This window comes from Sphingorhabdus lutea, from assembly GCF_001889025.1.
Lineage (GTDB): Bacteria > Pseudomonadota > Alphaproteobacteria > Sphingomonadales > Sphingomonadaceae > Sphingorhabdus_B > Sphingorhabdus_B lutea.
Genome location: NZ_CP018154.1, coordinates 1,195,041 through 1,212,650, shown reverse-complemented (window position 1 = coordinate 1,212,650; position 17,610 = coordinate 1,195,041). Strand labels below are relative to the sequence as shown.

Sequence of the window (17,610 nt, the reverse complement as noted above, 5' to 3'; positions counted from 1 at the left end):
GAAAAGTTAAGGACGAATGATGAGTGATAAAGAACAGCTTCGCATGGGGATTATCGGCAGCAATGGCCGGATGGGCAATGTCCTTATCTCTGCCATAAAGCAGGCTGGCCACCTGCATATGGGCGGGGTTGATAAGGATGATGATTTGGACGCGCTTGCCAGCAATTGCGATATATTGATTGATTTTTCCGCGCCCGCCGCGTTGGAGGATAATTTGGACATAGCCATGAACCACGCCCTGCCCATCATCATCGGCACCACTGGATTGGAAGAAAGGCATCATTTTTTAATCGACAGCGCAGCACAAGACATCCCTATCATGCAAACCGGAAATACCAGCATGGGGGTGACCATGCTTGCATATTTGGTGGAGGAGGCAGCCGCGAAATTGGGCGATGCGTGGGATATTGAAATTGTCGAAATGCACCATAGGCATAAGGTGGATGCCCCATCGGGCACTGCAAAATTATTGGGCGAGGCCGCAGCAAAAGGACGCGGCATTAAATTAAGCGAGCATAAAGATAGTGGCCGTGATGGCATAACTGGTACGCGCAAAATTGGCGACATTGGCTTTGCCGCGCTGCGCGGGGGCAGCGTGGCGGGTGATCATGATGTTATTTTTGCAGGCGATGAAGAGTTGATGACCCTGTCCCACCGCGCAGAAAACCGAATGATATTTGCGCGTGGCGCGGTTCAGGCGGCATATTGGCTGTCGCGGCAGAAACCAGGGCGATATAATATGCGCGATGTTTTGGGGCTGTAATATATTTTTGTGAAATGATCCTTTATTCTAGGCGCGGCACCATATTGCGGGCGCAGCATCTTGTTGCGAATGAATTGCAATAGCTATTGACGCGCCAAATTTTGCACCATATAGGATGCATGAATATTTTTTTGACATTAAAGGGACAAATTCATGCGTAAATGGCACCGCTGGCTCAGCTTTATTTTTGGGGCGTTTTTATTATTCATCGCGGTAACCGGCGTTTTAAGCCATGTTGCGGCCATGTATGCACAGGGCAGCATTTTTGAACAAGAAGAAACAAAGGTTGAAAAACCGCCTGTCACCTATGCCAATGCGGAGGAAGAATTGGCCGCGATGAAAGCGGAAAAGGCCGAACAAGACGCAAAGCGTGCCAACCCAAAACGTAAATTAGTGGGGTTAATGCATCATCTTCATTCGGGCGAATGGTTTGGAAAAATTGGCGTAGTGGTCAGCCTGCTTTCTGGCCTTGCCATGATATTTTTCTCATTTTCCGGGCTTTGGTTATATTATCAAATGTTTGTTCGCCGCCGTAAATTGGGCAAGGCGGAGCTATTTTGGAAATAACCCCGCCTTTCATTAAATTTTAGGTCAAATTAAGCCATAGCCGCATCAATATCCGATGCGCTATGGCGATTTGGCAATTGGCCATCATCCCCCCACACACGGTTGACAATTTTGCCGCGCTTCACCGCATCACGCGCCGCAATTTCATTGGTCCAGCGCATTAAATGCGTATATTCATGCACTTGTAAAAATTCCGCCGCTTCATAAACGACATTTAACATTAACGCGCCATACCATGGCCAAATAGCAATATCGGCGATGCTATATTCATCGCCCGCCATATATTGATTATGTTCCAAATGTTTATCCAACACATCTAATTGGCGTTTCACCTCCATTGAAAAACGATCGATGCAATATTCAATCTTCATCGGAGCATAGCTGTAAAAATGGCCAAAACCGCCGCCAAGATAGGGCGCACTGCCCATTTGCCAGAACAGCCAATTTAACACCTCGGTTCGTTTTGCCGGATTGCGGGGCAATAATGCGCCAAATTTTTCCGCCAAATAAAGCAATATGCTGCCCGATTCAAAAACGCGCTGCGGCACATCACCACTATAATCCATTAAGGCAGGTATTTTACTATTGGGATTTATGCTGACAAAATCGCTGCCAAATTGGTCACCCTCGCGAATATTGGCAATCCATGCATCATATTCCGCACCATTATGACCAAGTGCAAGTAATTCCTCCAACATCACCGTTACCTTTACCCCATTGGGCGTTGCCATGGAATAAAGCTGAATCGGATGCTGCCCGCGCGGCAATTTCTTTTCATGCGTTGCGCCCGATATGGGGCGGTTAATATTGGCGAATTGTCCGCCATTTCCTTGTTTCCACTCCCAAATTTTGGGCGGGCTATAATGGGCTGGTTGATTTTCCATAAATTATCCTTTTCCTATGCCTTAAAAATATAGGCGTTAAATATATAATTCCAATGGGTGATATATTCGCGCCCTTTGCAAATATGGTGACAGTGCAAATTGCATTATATGCTTGACGTAAACGTAAGGCGCATGTTAATCATGCAATTAAACTGACAATAACTGCCCATGCAAAAAGATTGAGGAAAATTATGAACGTCACCACCAAAATTGAAAATGATATTGCGTTAATCACCATGGATGATGGCAAAGCAAATGTGGTGAATTTTGAAATGATGGACGCGTTACATGCCGCATTGGATGAGGCAGAGGCAAAGGCAAAGGCAATTGTCATTACCGGACGTGAGGGACGCTTTTCAGGCGGTTTTGATCTGAAATTCCTTGCCAGTGCGGATTTGGAAGGGGCGCGCAAATTATTGGATGAGGCGGCAAAATTGTTAATGCGCATTTATGGCGGCCCATTGCCAAGCGTGGCGGCATGTAATGGCCATGCCATTGCCACGGGGTGCTTCCTATTGCTGTCCTGTGACACGCGTATTGGAACAAAGGGCGATTTTAAACTGGGCGCAAATGAAACGGTGAATAATATGACCATGCCCGTATTTGCATTGGAATTGCTCCGCGCGCGTATTCACAGCAATTATCAAACCCGCGCCATTGTGCAATCAGAAATTTATAATCCAGAGGGCGCGGTAAAGGCGGGATATTTGGATATGGTGGCAGATGCTGATGCGGTGTTGCCACAGGCAATGGCTATTGCGGGCCAATTGGCCATGCTACCCAAGGGGGCATATGCATATAATAAACGTGCGCTGCGTCAAAATACAATTGATATCATTAACGCCAGCATTGGTATTCAACCAAATTTGGCTTCACAATAATAAAAAGATAATCATTGAATATTTGCCATATTCACTTTGCCACGCCATAAATGGCGATCATGAAAAAAGATGATATTTTTGAATTTTATCGCCGATTGGCAGAGTTAAATCCTGATCCCGAAACGGAATTGGAATATGGCAATGTGTATCAATTATTGGTCGCGGTGACATTATCCGCGCAATCGACCGATGTCGGCGTGAATAAGGCAACAAAGGCATTATTTGAAAAGGTCAAAACACCGCAGGATATGTTAAACCTTGGCCATGATGCGCTGCGTGAACATATAAAAACCATCGGCCTGTTTAACAGCAAGGCCAAAAATGTCATGGCGATGGCGGAAATTTTGGTGCGCGATTTTAATGGCGATGTTCCTGCCGATCGCGACTTGCTCACCACCCTGCCCGGTGTGGGCCGCAAAACCGCCAATGTAGTCATGAATTGTGCATTTGGCGCAGAAACATTTGCCGTGGACACCCATATTTTTCGCGTGGGTAATCGAACGGGTGTTGCCAAGGGCAAAACGCCATTGGCCGTGGAAAAACAATTGGACAAAAAAACACCCCATCCCTTTCGTGTAGGTTCGCATCATTGGATGATTTTGCATGGCCGATATATATGCAAGGCTCGCACGCCGGAATGTTGGCGATGTCCGGTGGAGGACCTTTGTTCCTATAAATCCAAGTCACCGGCAAAATAAGAGGCGGATATTGTGTTACAGTGCCATAAAAGCTATCAAACAGCCTCGTGAGTCTCTCATCAAAGGAATATATTATATGAGCAATAGCGATCCTATCGTCATCCTATCCTATGCCCGCACCCCCATGGGCGCAATGCAGGGCGCATTATCAGATGCCAGCGCGACCGAACTTGGCGCGGTGGCGGTAAAGGCGGCGGTGGAACGCAGCGGCGTTGATGGCGGCGATATTGCCCGTATTTATATGGGCTGTGTATTGCCAGCTGGCCTTGGCCAAGCACCTGCACGTCAGGCCGCGTTAAAGGCGGGACTGCCCAAATCGGTTGAGGCGACCACGGTTAATAAAGTATGCGGTTCGGGCATGCAAACCGTGATTATGGGCAGCGAAGCATTGGCCGCTGGATCGGTGGATTTCATTATTGCGGGCGGCATGGAAAGCATGACCAACGCGCCATATCTGCTTAAAAAACATCGCTCCGGTGCGCGTATTGGACATGACACCACCTATGACCATATGTTTCTTGATGGATTGGAAGACGCCTATGAGGCGGGCCGCGCCATGGGCACATTTGCCCAAGATACTGCCAATGCATATCAATTAACCCGCGAAGCGCAGGATGAATATTCCATTGAATCGCTACGCCGCGCAAATGCCGCCATTGCCAATGGCGGATTTGATAAGGAAATCGTCCCCGTCACCATCTCCACCCGTAAAGGTGATGTGGTTGTAGATACGGATGAAGCACCTGGTAAAGGCATGCCGGAGAAAATCCCTGCACTGCGCCCTGCATTTGCAAAGGACGGCACCATTACTGCGGCGACCAGCTCCTCCATTTCCGATGGCGCAGCCGCATTGGTCCTTAGCCGCGCCAGCACCGCCGAGGCAAAGGGATTAAAGCCAGTTGCCCGCATTGTCGCGCATAGCGCCCATGCGCAAGAACCGTGCGATTTCACCACTGCCCCCGTAGGCGCCATTAAAAAATTGATGGAAAAAACCGGCTGGTCAATGGATGATGTCGATTTGTTTGAAGTGAATGAGGCATTTGCATGTGTCGCCATGTTTGCCATGCATGATTTAAACATCCCGCATGACAAAATTAACGTGCATGGTGGCGCAACCGCATTGGGCCACCCCATTGGTGCATCGGGCGCACGCATCATCACCACCTTAATCGGTGCATTGCAAACCCATGGCAAAAGCAAGGGCGTGGCATCATTATGCATTGGCGGCGGCGAGGCCACAGCTTTGGCGATTGAGCTGATTTAATTTAATTCAAATAAATAAATGTGGCGGGCGGAGAAGTTATAATGCTTCTTCGCCCCATATTTTTGATGTTTCAATATAGCCATAGCGGCCCTTAACATCCAATTTGCACCATCCTTTAACGCAATCGCTTACTTTACCGACAACGCCCTTTTCCACGCGCCAGCTTATCCGCGCAGTGGGGGATGGTTCTTCGCGAAGTTCCGAAACGCCATCCTGCGTCACCAATGCCGATCTGGTCGTGCTTAATAATTTAACATGCATCCAACCTTGATCACCATCGGGATCCTCTACCTTGCGCCAATCGCTATATTTTGCGACGACCTTCACAGGCAATTCGGCACGTCTATAAATCCATTTTACAGGAAAATCGGTGCTGGGTCCGGTGCGGGTTCGGGCCTCATCCGCCTTTATTGACGACCAATATGGCACTTGCTTGCTGGTTTGTGCGGCGACATTCGCGCTAAATCCACCGCTGATAAGCGGGGTCAAGATTGCCAAAGATAATATTGGTAATATTATATGTTTATGTCTCGACATATGAACTTTTCTATTACAATCTTAATGAATGATAAACTATAGCATCCATGCAACAATATATTTAATTGTTCAAGGCTATGTCATATAAAATAACGTAAAAGCATGTATCAAAACCGGGGAGCAACATGACGGAAAATGTCACAAATCAATCAAAAGCACGCACCAAAATTGTGGTGAGCAGAAAGATGTTGCCATCGGTAGAGGCACGAATGAATATATTATTCGATGCGGCATTAAATGATGATGACCATGTTATGACGGCAGAGGAAATTATCACTGCATGTCAGGATGCACAGGTTTTTGTCCCCACAGTTACAGATAATGTCGATGCCGCGTTAATTAACGCCTTGCCCGATAATGTCCGCATGATTGCAAATTTTGGCGCAGGGGTGGATCATATTGACCTTGCCGCTGCAAAGGCGCGTTCCATTATCGTCACCAATACGCCGGGCGTTTTTACCGAAGATACAGCTGATTTGACTATGGCGTTAATTTTGGCTGTGCCGCGCCGCTTGGGCGAAGGCGAAAAATTGATGCGATCAGGCCAATGGCAGGGATGGAGTCCCACCGGATTATTGGGCCACCGAATTGGTGGAAAAACATTGGGTATTATTGGATTTGGCCGCATTGGCGAGGCTGTGGCCCGCCGCGCCCGCGCAATGAATATGAACATCATTTATCATAAACGTAAACGTCTGCCCGCCTCTATTGAAGGTGAAATGGGCGTGACATATGAAGGTGATTTGAAAAGATTAATGGCAAATTGCGATATTATTTCCATCCACTGCCCCCTTACCAAGCAAACCGAAAATATGATTGATGCGGAACATATTTCTTTAATGAAATCAGGTGCATATTTAATCAATACATCGCGCGGTGAAATTGTTGATGAACAGGCGCTTATCACGGCATTACAAGATAATAAAATTGCCGGCGCGGGATTGGATGTTTACGCCCATGAACCGCAATTGGACCAAAAATTAATTGCGCTTTCCAATGTTATCATCCTTCCCCATTTGGGCAGTTCCACATTTGAAGGGCGCGAAGCATCGGGTGAGCGGGTCATCGCCAATATTCGTATTTGGGCCGATGGCCACCGCCCACCGGATCAGGTGTTGGACGGATTGGTTTAATTTTAAGCTGGCTTAAAATAAATGCGCAATATTCATTTGTTTTGCGCTTTTCACATTTAACATTGGACAATAGCGCCAGTTTTATTAAACACATCTGAAATAATAATATAAAATTTTGTTGCCGAGGAATATTTAATGTTAAAATCATTCGCATCATCAACGCTGCGTAAAACCTGCTCTATCGCCATTGGTGGCGCATTATTGGGCGGCATTTTGATAAACCCCGCCATGGCGCAGGAGGCCGTAGTGGCAGAGGTGGATAGCGGCGACACCGCATGGATTTTGACCGCATCCGCATTGGTTTTGTTCATGACCATGCCTGGCCTTGCCCTATTTTATGGCGGTTTGGTGCGCACAAAAAATTTCCTGTCGGTGTTAATTCAATGCGGCGCCATTGCCGCTATTGTGTCGCTTTTATGGATAGTGATTGGATATAGCCTTGCCTTTTCGGTTGAGGGCGGACAATTTTTGGGCAATGCAGATAATGCCATGTTCAGCAATATGTTCACCGTGCGCGACGGACAAAGCATTGGCGAGCTGGTTTTTGGATTATTTCAAATGACATTTGCCATCATCACCCCTGCCCTAATCGTTGGTGCATGGGTGGAAAGGGCGCGTTTTGGATGGGTTGTGGCCTTTGCTGCGCTTTGGTCGTTAATCGTTTACGCCCCTGTGGCCCGCTGGGTATGGGGCAATGGCTGGCTTGCCGAAATGGGCGTGCATGATTTTGCCGGCGGCATTGTGGTTCACACGACTGCGGGTGTTGCGGCGATTATCCTTGCTTTATTATTGGGCAAGCGCACCGGATGGCCCAAACAATTGATGCTGCCGCACAGCCCCGCCCTTACCGTGGCGGGGGCGGCGATGCTGTGGGTGGGCTGGTTCGGATTTAATGGCGGCTCTGCCCTAACCGCAAGCGACGATGGCGCAGCGGCGGCGATTATCAACACCCATTTGGCGGCCAGTGTTGCCGCATTGGTTTGGATGTTGGTTGAAAAAGTAAAGGTTGGCAAATCCACCGCCATTGGCTTTGCCACCGGCGCGATTGCCGGACTTGCCACCATTACCCCTGCGGCCGACTGGGTTGGCCCAATTGGGGCAATATTATTGGGCGCAACTGGTTCTTTATTATGTTTTTACGCGGTCCACCTTATTAAAATTAAGCTTAAAATTGATGATAGTTTGGACGTGTTTGCCGTGCATGGTGTGGGCGGCATTTGGGGGTCAATCATGGTCGCAGTGATGATGAGCGAGACCATTGGCGGCGCAGGATATGGCGAAGATGGGTCAATGTTCAGCCAGTTTATCACCCAAATTATTGGAGTGGGCGCTGTGGCCGCATGGACCGCCATTGGCACTATCATCATCGCATTGGCGGTTTCGATGGTCATCCCCATGCGGGTTAGCCAAGATGAAGAACGCGAAGGATTGGACATTGCCAATCATGGCGAACGCGCCTGGGACTTTGATTAAGATGCAACTTTGATTAATATATATCGTCACATCATTATTAAAAAAACAGCGCCCATTTCAGGCGCTGCTTTCATTTCATCATATAAAGGCCGAAAATAGGGCCAAGATATTATCTTACTCGCCGGTTAAAATCCGATCGACCAATTGTTTTACCGTGGGAACAAAGCCATTTGAATAAAATGGATCGCGGCCAAATTCATATGCCGCATGTCCTGCAAACATTAAATTATCGTCAGTGCTTTCACCATGGGCGATATTCTGCAAAGATTTTTGAATACAAAAACTGCGCGGATCGGCCAAATATCCTGTGGAGAAATTATCATGATCTTTCCATGATGAAAAACCACAATGCGATAAACAACCCATGCAATCGGCCTGATCCTTGCGAATTTCATCGCGTTCTGGCGCAGTGGTAAAGACCAAGCTGTTATCCGGGGTTTTCAACGCATGCTCAAAGCCAAGGCCAAACCATTCGCGCGCGCGCATTAAATCACCCTTGGTCACCCAAAAATTCTTACCCTTTACACCCACATCCAATTGATGGCTAAATTCGCCCTCCTCGGCCTGTTTATAGGGGATTTGACGTTCTGAACGCGATTCCAAAGAACGAAGGAATGGATTACGCACCGCGCTGGAATAAAATCCGGTGGGCGAAAATCTATGCAATAACACATCGCCTTGGCGGATTTTGGTCAGCTCATCCTTCCAAATTTGGGGAATTGGGCTTTCCTGCGTTAATAATGGGCGCGTGCCAAATTGGAAGGCAATCTGCCCCAATTCTTCATTATCAATCCAATCATTCCAATCGCGCAAATACCAAACGCCGCCCGCCATGATAATCGGCACGCTGTCGGCTATGCCCTCTTTACGCATGGTTTCGCGCAACGCGGCAACGCGCGGATAGGGATCTTCTGGCTTTTTTGGATCTTCGGCATTGGACAGGCCATTATGTCCGCCCGCCAACCACGGATCTTCATATACAACCGCCGCCATTAAATCAGGCACTTTATGATATGCACGTTTCCATAATGCGCGAAATGCACGGGCCGAACTGATAATCGGCAGATAATATACATTATGTTTTTGCGCGATTTCGCTTAATTTATATGGCATCCCTGCGCCGCAGGTCACGCCCGTTATCATTCCCTTTGTGCGTTCCAAAACGCCTTCTAAAATTTCTTGAGCGCCGCCCATTTCCCACAGGACATTGATGTTAATTGCGCCCTTGCCGTCCGAAATTTCATATGCGCGTTTTACCTGTGTCACGGCGCCTTCTATACCATATTCAATCAATTCACGGTGGCGTTCGCCGCGTGTCTTGCCATGGTAAATTTGCGGGATAATATTGCCATCGGCGTCATAGCTATCGGCATTTACCGCGCTGACCGTGCCAATACCGCCAGCTGCGGCCCACGCACCTGAGCTTGCATGATTGGTTGCCGATACGCCCTTGCCACCTTCGACCAGCGGCCATACTTCACGACCGCCATATATAATGGGTTTAAGCCCCTTAAACATTCAAAATTCCTATATTTTATTTCGACCTATATAGGCCATCTCCCAAGCCTGCGCCTTCGTTAGCGAAAAATATTAAACTTGTCGCGCAAATTCGCTGCTTTTCATCGCTGCGCCATAAATCATCCGATATCGTATGATCATTTTTTCCAAATTAAATTCTGCCTGTGCCCGTGCGCGGTTCGCATCACCCAATTTTTTGCGCAATTTTGCATCACCGGCCAATATTTTTATCGCATTTGCCAATGCATTTACATCTTGTTTTGGGACAATATATTCACGGTTTATCTGTGTCACCATGGGCATGACATCACCCACATCAAATGACGCAACCGGAACAGCGGCGGCCATCGCCTCCATCAACGAAATGGGCGCTTGCTCGCTTAATGATGACAGGGCGAATATATCAAATAATCCGATATACTCATTTGCATTATTTTTATGCCCCACCAAAGTAACGCGCCCGTGCATTTGCATATCTGCAATTTTTGCTTCCAATGCGGGGCGCTCCGGCCCTTCGCCCACAATCACCAAATCAATATTATCCCCCGCGCGGTGAACCGCATCCACCAAAGCGCCCAAATTTTTCACGCCGCGCAAACCGGCCACCGTGCCAACCGTGACCCGCCCCTTTTGCGCGCGCCATGGGGATAATGCATCGGCCTTTGCCAATTTTTCAAACGCATCCACATCAATGCCGTTGGTAATTTTGCGAATTTTACTATCATTTTGATGCCATTTATTTTTGGCAATATGAACCAAAGTTTCCGACGGCATGATAAGCGCATAGGCGCGGGATAGGGCAAGCGCACGGAAAATATTGCGCTTTGTTTTTAAACGGTTAATTTCATCGGCATTAAACCCATCCTCATGATGTATCAATGGCGGCAAATGACGCGATTTTTGAAATAATGTATGCGCCATAACACCATCCATCGCGCCCCAATTATAACTTAATATAAGGTCAAAACCACGCATATATTCGGCCAGTCGCACATATCGCCCCATGGACGGCATGCCGTGCAATGCGGGCGCAGCATCGCCAGGGAAGCTCACCTTAATATTTTTATCAATCAGCTCCCTTGCCGAAATTGCATCATTGTCGGCGGATAAAATAACGTGGGCAGCCTCCTCACCAAAATCATTCATCAATTTTGCACAGCGCACTTCCTTACCGCCGCGGTCAAAACTGCCATGTAAGTGCAATATTTTGAATTTTTTACTCATTTGATGGCGGCTTCCTGTTTTTTAACATTATCTAAAAAGTATTTAATCGCCTTTAATGATGATTTTTCTTCTAAAGTTGGGCAATGACCCACTTTTGGGATTATTTCCAATGTCGCCTTGCGCAATTGTGCCTGCATTTTTTCGGCGATTTCCTGTGACAATATGTCCGATGTTTCACCCCTGATAATTAAAGTGGGGATGTCGGCCAATGCCTTAAATGCGGGCCATAAATCAACGCCCGTTTCACCGCCCGGAACGCGAAATGGTTCGGCAATTTTCATATCATAATCTAAATCTATCCGGCCGCTTTTGGTCAAACGGAAACATTTTTTGGCAAATTTAATCCAATCTTCCAAGGTAAAATCGGGATGAATATCCGCCCCTGCCTCTTCCAATGCGCGTCCCGCATGAACCCATGTTTCATGGCTGCGCCCCTGCCCAACATAGGATTTAATCCGCTCTAACCCCTCTGTTTCAATTTTTGGGCCAATATCATTTAATATAAGCCCCGCAACACGCCCCTGACGAGTGGAACTTAACAACATGCTGACAATACCGCCCAGCGAAGTGCCGATTAAAATGAAACGATCAATTGCCAAATGCTTTAATAATAATTCAATATCCTGAACATAGGTTAAGGGAACATAGCTAAGCGGATCTTTGGCATATCCGCTTTCCCCCCGGCCGCGCAAATCGACGGTAATGACCCGCGCCCGGGATGACAAATGAATGGCAAGCTCTTCAAAATCTCTGCAATTACGGGTTAATCCGGGAATGCAAATAATTGGCGGCAATAATCCAGGCTTTGGATTTCCTTGTTTATAATCACGATAATGAAGCCGCAATCCATCATGCGACCACCAAATACCGTCTTCAAACTTATCCATCATTCCTCCTAAAAAGGGGGTTTTGTTATATTTATATTCCTTAAAGCTATATCATCGCTGAAAAGCTATAAAAAAATTATCAATCGCCATCCTATGGTCAGCATAGATAATTTTCCGCCCCCCATAACAAAATAAACATAAACTTCCTTCAAAAAAATAATGCGTTCATTAGTGAAAATTTAGGATTTACTGGATATTAACATTGAATATATTTATTTTACTGCGTGTAGGAACAATTTGTAATCGTGCGAAATTTTCAATCTTTTGAACCAGCTACTGGCGCGCAAATGTGGGAAGGCCAATATGGAAATGTTGACCAAGCTGTTGAAATCGCACAAACAACTTGGCCAAAATGGGCTGCATTATCGCTTAATGAACGGTTAAAAAGGATAAGGGCAGTTGCGGGCCGTTTGTCGGTGGAGGGAGAGAAATTTGTCGATTTAATCTCTCGTGAAACGGGCAAGCCTTTATGGGAAGCAAGAATAGAGGTCGAATCATTAACCCGCACTATTCAAGAATCGGTGCGTTCTTTTGCCGAACGAACACCCCAAAGATTATTAAATGGCAAACAATTTGAACGTCAGGCTCTGCGCCATAAACCCCATGGCGTTATGGCTGTATTGGGGCCATTTAGTTCCCCAGCAGCTGCGCCGCATGGCCACATTATCCCCGCGTTAATTGCGGGAAATACGGTGGTGTTTAAACCTTCGGAATTAACCCCTGCCACCGGTGAGCAACTGGTCCGTCTCTATCGTTTGGCAGGCATTCCAGAGGGCGTGGTGGAATTGGTTCAAGGGGATAATGAAACCGGCGCAAAATTGGCCGCCCATGGCGATATTGCCGGTATATTATTCACCGGATCAGCGGGTGCAGGCATTTCCATCAACCGCCAATTTGCAAGCCAACCAAATAAATTATTGTCTCTGCAAATGGGAGGGAATAATCCCATTATTGCATGGGACACCAAAAATATTCACGCCATGGCAGCCGTCATCATTCAATCTGCTTTTTTAAGTGCGGGGCAAAAATGCACAAATGCACGGCGGTTAATTTTAACCGACGATATGTTTGAAATTTTAATGCCAGAAGTTAAGAAATTAGCCGACAGATTGATAATAAGCGAACCCCATGGCGATCCTGTGCCCTTTATGGGCCCGGTCATTGACAATCAATCCGCCGATGGCTTGGTAGAAAGCTTTTTAGCATTGATGAGCCATGGCGGACGCCCCATTCGTCATATGAAAAGTCCGGTAAAAAATCGGCCTTTCATCACTCCGGGAATAATTGATGTTACCGATGTAAAGGACCGTCCAGACATTGAATTATTCGGCCCATTATTACAGGTTATCCGAGTAAATAGCTTTGAAGACGCCATAAAAGAGGCCAATAATACACGTTTTGGGCTATCTGCGTCCCTATTGGGCGGCAGCGATGAACAATTTGATCAATTTTGGGCCAATAGCCGCGCCGGTATTGTCAACCGCAACACCGCCACAAATAGCGAGATTAACGGTGCGCCCATTGGCGGTATTGGTTTATCGGGCAATAATCGCCCATCTGGTTTTTACGCCGCCGATTATTGCGGATATCCGGTTATTTCGACCGAAAAGGCGGAGTTAAAGGCAATGATTGGCGTGGGAATGCGTGACGAGATGGAAAATATCATGTCGCCTGAGGTAAAGAAAAATATTGCCAATAATGCCGCCCTTGTCTCAGCATAATTTATAAAAATAATTTAAATGTTATATTTCAATATTATAAATGGATGATAAAGCCATTCTAATAGGTGTAAAATAAATCATTTTTTGCCAAAAATGCGGTCCTTTGCCATATAAGGATTATGAACAATAAAAACCCCTCCTTTGGTCATATATATTTGGTGGGCGCCGGACCAGGCGATCCCGAATTATTGACGTTAAAGGCGGCAAAGCTTATCGAAAATGCCGATTATTTGGTCCATGATGGGTTGGTTAGTGATGAGATATTGGCCCTTGCGCCTGAAAATACAATAAAGATTAGCGTCGCTAAACAACGTAGCAGGCACAGCTTGCCGCAGGATAAAATAAATTCCCTATTGGTTGATTTATGCAAAGGCGGCGCAAATGTCGTTCGATTAAAGGGCGGTGATCCATTTATTTTTGGCCGTGGAGGCGAAGAATTGGAATATTGCCGCGCCAATGGATGCAATGTGAATATTGTCCCGGGGATAAGCGCCGCCATTGGCAGTGCGGCCCAACATGCCATGCCCCTTACCCATAGGGACCATAGCAGCATCGTCAGCTTTGTTGCGGGTCAGTGCAAGGGACTTAGCGACCAAAATTGGGCCGGACTTGCCGGAAATGGCCGAACATTGGTTATATATATGGGCCTTGCCAATGCACATAAGATCACTGAAAAACTTATCGCCGATGGGCTGTCCCCCAATTGCCCCGTTGCCATTATTGAAAATGGCACTAGGGAATATAGCCGTTCTTATCGCAGTATATTGGATGATTTATCCGGTCTTGCCAAACGCAATGCGATTAAAAGCCCCGCAATCATCATTGTCGGGGACATTGTCAATAATTCCGATGCCCAGGCACAATTTGCCAGCATCGCCGCACAGGTTGAAACAGAAAGCAAAAAATGAAATTATTAACAGGAAATAGCTTAAAGGGCGGCGAAGTCCTTTGGTGGACGGGTAATGGCTGGTCCAAATATATTGCCGATGCAGTGGATGCAGGCGATGAAGGTGCGGCCATTTTGGAACGCGAAGAGGCGCTGCAAAATATCAACGGATCCTATATCATCGATGCAGAGCAAGGCAGCGTACCGCCACGCCCCGAACATATTAAAGAACGCATCCGCGCCCTTGGCCCTACGGTTCGCAGGGATTTAACCCTTGCCCCTAATGATGAAGAAATATTCAATCAGGTAATCAAAAATGTATAAATATGACCAATATGACAGCGCGGTTGTTAACGCCCGTGTGGATGAATTTCGTGACCAAGTTGCCCGTCGTATCGCGGGTGAAATCACCGAAGACCAATTTAAACCACTTCGCCTAAAAAATGGCCTATATCTGCAACTTCACGCCTATATGCTTCGTGTTGCCGTCCCCTATGGCACATTAAACAGCAAACAAATGCGGATGTTGGGCCATATTGCGCGTAAATATGACCGTGATTATGGCCATTTTACCACCCGCCAAAATATCCAATATAATTGGATTAAATTGGAAGATACGCCCGACATTTTGGCCGATTTGGCCAGTGTGGAAATGCACGCCATTCAAACCAGCGGCAATTGCATCCGCAATATCAGCGCGGATCAATATGCCGGCGCATCGGCCGATGAAATTGCCGATCCGCGTCCATGGGCCGAATTATTGCGCCAATGGTCAACATTCCATCCGGAATTTAGCTATTTACCGCGCAAATTCAAAATCGCCGTCATTGGTTCGCCAAAGGACCGTGCGGCCATGCGCCTGCATGATATTGGCATTGAATTGGTTAAAAATGATGCTGGTGAAATTGGCGCGAAATTTTTTGTCGGCGGCGGCATGGGCCGCACCCCGATGATTGCGCCTGTTATACGGGACTTTGTCGGTATTGATGATCTTATCAGCTATGCCGAGGCATGTTTGCGCGTTTACAACCGCTATGGCCGCCGTGATAATAAATATAAGGCGCGGATTAAAATATTGGTCCATGAGCTTGGCAAGGAAGAATATACGCGCCAAGTTGAAGAAGAATTTGCGCATATTAAAACATTGGATTTAGATCCGCCACGCGCCGAATTGGAACGCATAAACGCCTATTTTGCGCCGCCAGCATTTGATGTAAATGCCAGCGATGATTATGGCAGCGATGATGCAAATTTCATCGCATGGACACAGCAAAATGTCGCGCCGCATAAACAATCGGGCTATGCCATTGTGAACATATCACTTAAATCACCCGGTGAAATCCCCGGCGATGCCAGCTCTGCCCAAATTGACCTGATGGCCGACCTTGCCGAACAATATAGTTTTGACGAATTACGCGTGACCCATGCCCAAAATATTGTTTTGCCGCATGTGAAGAAATCCGATCTTTATGCCATTTGGCAAAAATTGGATGCCGCCCGTTTGGCCAGTGCAAATCTTGACCTTATCAGCGATATTATCGCCTGCCCCGGCCTTGATTATTGCAGCCTTGCCAATGCGCGGTCGATACCCGTGGCGCAAAAAATTGCCACCCGCTTTGCAAAAGAGGGCAAGCAAGAGGCGCTGGGCGAATTAAAGCTGAAAATCTCTGGCTGTATCAATGCATGTGGGCATCATCATGCCGGTCATATTGGTATATTGGGCGTGGATAGAAAGGGCGTTGAAAATTATCAATTGCTGCTTGGCGGCTCGGCAGAGGAAGATACCAGCCTTGCTCAAATTACCGGCCCCGGTTTTACTGAAGATGGCGTGGTCGATGCCATTGAAACCGTGACCAATTTATATTTGGAACAACGCACTGAGGGCGAACGTTTTATCGACACATATCGCCGTTTGGGAATGACCCCGTTTAAGGAGGCGCTTTATGCCTAATATTTTAAGTTATTTTGATGGGCAGGTGACAAATTCTGCGCCCATATCGCTTCATGAATTTTTGGAAAATGGCGTAAATGATGGGGTAAGTGCGGTTCGCATTGAACCGGGCGAGGATGCAAAATTGCTCCTCCCCCATTTGGATAAATTATCCTTAATCGACGTCACATTCCCCAGCTTTGCCGACGGACGCGGCTATTCCTCCGCCCGTTTATTGGCAGAGGCAGGCTTTAAGGGCGAATTACGCGCCAGCGGCGATGTTTTATTGGACCAAATCCGCCATTTTCGCCGTTGTGGTTTTAACAGCTTCGCTCCAAATAAGGAAATAGACAAGGCCTCCGCTGATGCCGCCATTGCTCGCTTTGGCGAGGTATATCAAATTGTCGCCGATAATGCCGTTCCCATTTGGAAAAAACGCCATGGCTGATGCCGCCCGCAGCATTGACCGTTTGGACATTAGCGCCCATTATCTGGCCGAAGATATCGCCCAATATAATGAACAGTTAAATGGCCTAAGCAGTCTTGACGCTGTTCAAAAATTGAACGAATTGGGGTTGCTAAACGGTGCGGTCACCGTGTCATCATTTGGCGCGGAATCGGCGGTTTTATTGCATTTGGTTGGACAAGTGCGTCCTGATTTACCTGTATTTTTCCTTGATACCAAAAAACATTTTGCCGAAACATTGGAATATCGCGATATTTTGGCAAAACATTTGGACCTGAATTTGATTATTTTAGAGCCAGAAGAAGTTGAAGTTACAAAGCGCGATGAAAATGGCCTCCGCTGGTCATATGATCCCGATGGATGTTGTGACATTCGTAAAGTATTGCCATTGGCCAAGGGGTTATTGCCCTATCGCGCGTCGATTACAGGGCGAAAGGGATTTCAATCCTCCACCCGAAATGCCCTGAAAATAGTGGAATTTGACAATAGCGATGCCATGGGCCGATTAAAAATAAACCCGCTGGCCAATTGGGACAAAGAACGGCTTGATGCCTATTTCACCGCACATAACCTGCCCCGCCACCCATTGGAGGCACAGGGTTATCCCTCCATTGGCTGTTCCCCCTGCACCAGCAAAGTTGCACCGGGTGAAGACCCGCGTTCGGGCCGTTGGAAGGGGTGGGACAAGGTTGAATGCGGCATTCATGCGCCCACCGATGTGCAAAATGATGCCGATAATCCGGCAAATGCGCCTAGCTTTTAATCATTATTTTTGTTT

At 47.1% G+C, this 17,610-nt stretch carries 18 protein-coding genes; 13 read left to right on the top strand and 5 right to left on the bottom strand.

Going from position 1 to position 17,610, the window contains the following annotated elements:
- The first annotated feature begins 16 nt into the window (after nucleotides 1–16).
- The gene (gene dapB / locus LPB140_RS05720) at nucleotides 17–763 is read left to right on the top strand and encodes a 4-hydroxy-tetrahydrodipicolinate reductase (protein ID WP_232223467.1); all 747 of its coding nucleotides are present in this window, start codon (nucleotides 17–19) and stop codon (nucleotides 761–763) included.
- A gap of 153 nt (nucleotides 764–916) precedes the next feature.
- Nucleotides 917–1,330, top strand: coding sequence for a PepSY-associated TM helix domain-containing protein (locus LPB140_RS05715; RefSeq protein WP_072559023.1), 414 nt, complete (start codon nucleotides 917–919; stop codon nucleotides 1,328–1,330).
- Between the two features lie 29 nt (nucleotides 1,331–1,359).
- On the opposite strand, the gene yghU is transcribed toward LPB140_RS05715, so the two are convergent.
- A complete protein-coding gene (yghU, locus tag LPB140_RS05710; RefSeq protein ID WP_072559022.1) occupies nucleotides 1,360–2,214 on the bottom strand; it encodes a glutathione-dependent disulfide-bond oxidoreductase in 855 nt (284 codons plus the stop codon).
- A gap of 191 nt (nucleotides 2,215–2,405) precedes the next feature.
- On the opposite strand from yghU, the gene LPB140_RS05705 reads away from it, so the two are divergent.
- From LPB140_RS05705 to LPB140_RS05695, 3 genes are all read left to right on the top strand, one after another.
- On the top strand, nucleotides 2,406–3,095 hold the full coding sequence (locus tag LPB140_RS05705) for a crotonase/enoyl-CoA hydratase family protein (protein ID WP_072559021.1): 690 nt from the start codon (nucleotides 2,406–2,408) through the stop codon (nucleotides 3,093–3,095).
- Nucleotides 3,096–3,154: 59 nt separating this feature from the next.
- On the top strand, nucleotides 3,155–3,793 hold the full coding sequence (nth, locus tag LPB140_RS05700; RefSeq protein ID WP_072560498.1) for an endonuclease III: 639 nt from the start codon (nucleotides 3,155–3,157) through the stop codon (nucleotides 3,791–3,793).
- A 76-nt stretch (nucleotides 3,794–3,869) separates the two neighbouring features.
- Nucleotides 3,870–5,057, top strand: a complete 1,188-nt coding sequence (locus LPB140_RS05695) for an acetyl-CoA C-acyltransferase (RefSeq protein WP_072559020.1) — start codon at nucleotides 3,870–3,872, stop codon at nucleotides 5,055–5,057.
- A gap of 36 nt (nucleotides 5,058–5,093) precedes the next feature.
- Here LPB140_RS05695 and LPB140_RS05690 read toward each other — a convergent pair whose 3' ends face one another.
- Complete coding sequence (locus tag LPB140_RS05690) at nucleotides 5,094–5,594, bottom strand: SH3 domain-containing protein (protein WP_072559019.1); 501 nt, start codon at nucleotides 5,592–5,594, stop codon at nucleotides 5,094–5,096.
- Nucleotides 5,595–5,719: 125 nt separating this feature from the next.
- Between LPB140_RS05690 and LPB140_RS05685 the strand changes: the two genes are divergently transcribed.
- Together LPB140_RS05685 and LPB140_RS05680 are read left to right on the top strand one after the other, a co-directional pair.
- A complete protein-coding gene (locus tag LPB140_RS05685; protein WP_072559018.1) occupies nucleotides 5,720–6,727 on the top strand; it encodes a 2-hydroxyacid dehydrogenase in 1,008 nt (335 codons plus the stop codon).
- A gap of 135 nt (nucleotides 6,728–6,862) precedes the next feature.
- Nucleotides 6,863–8,200, top strand: a complete 1,338-nt coding sequence (locus tag LPB140_RS05680; RefSeq protein ID WP_156874149.1) for an ammonium transporter — start codon at nucleotides 6,863–6,865, stop codon at nucleotides 8,198–8,200.
- A gap of 114 nt (nucleotides 8,201–8,314) precedes the next feature.
- Here LPB140_RS05680 and LPB140_RS05675 read toward each other — a convergent pair whose 3' ends face one another.
- From LPB140_RS05675 to LPB140_RS05665, 3 genes are all read right to left on the bottom strand, one after another.
- The gene (locus tag LPB140_RS05675) at nucleotides 8,315–9,718 is read right to left on the bottom strand and encodes an NAD(P)H-dependent flavin oxidoreductase (protein ID WP_072559017.1); all 1,404 of its coding nucleotides are present in this window, start codon (nucleotides 9,716–9,718) and stop codon (nucleotides 8,315–8,317) included.
- 72 nt (nucleotides 9,719–9,790) lie between these two features.
- Complete coding sequence (locus LPB140_RS05670) at nucleotides 9,791–10,942, bottom strand: glycosyltransferase family 4 protein (protein ID WP_072559016.1); 1,152 nt, start codon at nucleotides 10,940–10,942, stop codon at nucleotides 9,791–9,793.
- Nucleotides 10,939–11,829, bottom strand: coding sequence for an alpha/beta fold hydrolase (locus tag LPB140_RS05665; RefSeq protein ID WP_072559015.1), 891 nt, complete (start codon nucleotides 11,827–11,829; stop codon nucleotides 10,939–10,941). Before LPB140_RS05665 ends, LPB140_RS05670 begins: the two co-directional genes overlap by 4 nt.
- 242 nt (nucleotides 11,830–12,071) lie before the next feature.
- Here LPB140_RS05665 and LPB140_RS05660 point away from each other — a divergent pair, with 242 nt between their 5' ends.
- The 6 genes from LPB140_RS05660 (at nucleotide 12,072) to LPB140_RS05635 (ending at nucleotide 17,595) form a co-directional block, all read left to right on the top strand.
- Complete coding sequence (locus LPB140_RS05660; RefSeq protein WP_083550069.1) at nucleotides 12,072–13,550, top strand: succinylglutamate-semialdehyde dehydrogenase; 1,479 nt, start codon at nucleotides 12,072–12,074, stop codon at nucleotides 13,548–13,550.
- A 119-nt stretch (nucleotides 13,551–13,669) separates the two neighbouring features.
- The gene (gene cobA / locus LPB140_RS05655; protein ID WP_072559013.1) at nucleotides 13,670–14,458 is read left to right on the top strand and encodes a uroporphyrinogen-III C-methyltransferase; all 789 of its coding nucleotides are present in this window, start codon (nucleotides 13,670–13,672) and stop codon (nucleotides 14,456–14,458) included.
- A complete protein-coding gene (locus LPB140_RS05650) occupies nucleotides 14,455–14,760 on the top strand; it encodes a DUF2849 domain-containing protein (protein ID WP_072559012.1) in 306 nt (101 codons plus the stop codon). Before cobA ends, LPB140_RS05650 begins: the two co-directional genes overlap by 4 nt.
- Nucleotides 14,753–16,387 (top strand): nitrite/sulfite reductase, encoded by a 1,635-nt coding sequence (locus tag LPB140_RS05645; RefSeq protein ID WP_072559011.1) that lies wholly within the window; start codon nucleotides 14,753–14,755, stop codon nucleotides 16,385–16,387. The genes LPB140_RS05650 and LPB140_RS05645 overlap by 8 nt, the downstream gene beginning before the upstream one ends.
- Nucleotides 16,380–16,814, top strand: a complete 435-nt coding sequence (locus LPB140_RS05640) for a DUF934 domain-containing protein (RefSeq protein WP_072559010.1) — start codon at nucleotides 16,380–16,382, stop codon at nucleotides 16,812–16,814. The genes LPB140_RS05645 and LPB140_RS05640 overlap by 8 nt, the downstream gene beginning before the upstream one ends.
- Nucleotides 16,807–17,595, top strand: a complete 789-nt coding sequence (locus tag LPB140_RS05635; RefSeq protein WP_072559009.1) for a phosphoadenylyl-sulfate reductase — start codon at nucleotides 16,807–16,809, stop codon at nucleotides 17,593–17,595. Before LPB140_RS05640 ends, LPB140_RS05635 begins: the two co-directional genes overlap by 8 nt.
- Nucleotides 17,596–17,610 lie beyond the last annotated feature (15 nt).

What these genes read in the sequence shown, in the direction of transcription:
- LPB140_RS05665 (WP_072559015.1), bottom strand. Translation starts at nt 11,829, where the DNA reads ATGGATAAGTTTGAAGACGGTATTTGGTGGTCGCATGATGGATTGCGG.
- LPB140_RS05640 (WP_072559010.1), top strand. Translation starts at nt 16,380, where the DNA reads ATGCCTAATATTTTAAGTTATTTTGATGGGCAGGTGACAAATTCTGCG.
- LPB140_RS05675 (WP_072559017.1), bottom strand. Translation starts at nt 9,718, where the DNA reads ATGTTTAAGGGGCTTAAACCCATTATATATGGCGGTCGTGAAGTATGG.
- LPB140_RS05670 (WP_072559016.1), bottom strand. Translation starts at nt 10,942, where the DNA reads ATGAGTAAAAAATTCAAAATATTGCACTTACATGGCAGTTTTGACCGC.
- LPB140_RS05690 (WP_072559019.1), bottom strand. Translation starts at nt 5,594, where the DNA reads ATGTCGAGACATAAACATATAATATTACCAATATTATCTTTGGCAATC.
- cobA (WP_072559013.1), top strand. Translation starts at nt 13,670, where the DNA reads ATGAACAATAAAAACCCCTCCTTTGGTCATATATATTTGGTGGGCGCC.
- LPB140_RS05715 (WP_072559023.1), top strand. Translation starts at nt 917, where the DNA reads ATGCGTAAATGGCACCGCTGGCTCAGCTTTATTTTTGGGGCGTTTTTA.
- dapB (WP_232223467.1), top strand. Translation starts at nt 17, where the DNA reads ATGATGAGTGATAAAGAACAGCTTCGCATGGGGATTATCGGCAGCAAT.
- LPB140_RS05705 (WP_072559021.1), top strand. Translation starts at nt 2,406, where the DNA reads ATGAACGTCACCACCAAAATTGAAAATGATATTGCGTTAATCACCATG.
- LPB140_RS05680 (WP_156874149.1), top strand. Translation starts at nt 6,863, where the DNA reads ATGTTAAAATCATTCGCATCATCAACGCTGCGTAAAACCTGCTCTATC.
- LPB140_RS05650 (WP_072559012.1), top strand. Translation starts at nt 14,455, where the DNA reads ATGAAATTATTAACAGGAAATAGCTTAAAGGGCGGCGAAGTCCTTTGG.
- yghU (WP_072559022.1), bottom strand. Translation starts at nt 2,214, where the DNA reads ATGGAAAATCAACCAGCCCATTATAGCCCGCCCAAAATTTGGGAGTGG.
- nth (WP_072560498.1), top strand. Translation starts at nt 3,155, where the DNA reads ATGAAAAAAGATGATATTTTTGAATTTTATCGCCGATTGGCAGAGTTA.
- LPB140_RS05685 (WP_072559018.1), top strand. Translation starts at nt 5,720, where the DNA reads ATGACGGAAAATGTCACAAATCAATCAAAAGCACGCACCAAAATTGTG.
- LPB140_RS05635 (WP_072559009.1), top strand. Translation starts at nt 16,807, where the DNA reads ATGGCTGATGCCGCCCGCAGCATTGACCGTTTGGACATTAGCGCCCAT.
- LPB140_RS05695 (WP_072559020.1), top strand. Translation starts at nt 3,870, where the DNA reads ATGAGCAATAGCGATCCTATCGTCATCCTATCCTATGCCCGCACCCCC.
- LPB140_RS05645 (WP_072559011.1), top strand. Translation starts at nt 14,753, where the DNA reads ATGTATAAATATGACCAATATGACAGCGCGGTTGTTAACGCCCGTGTG.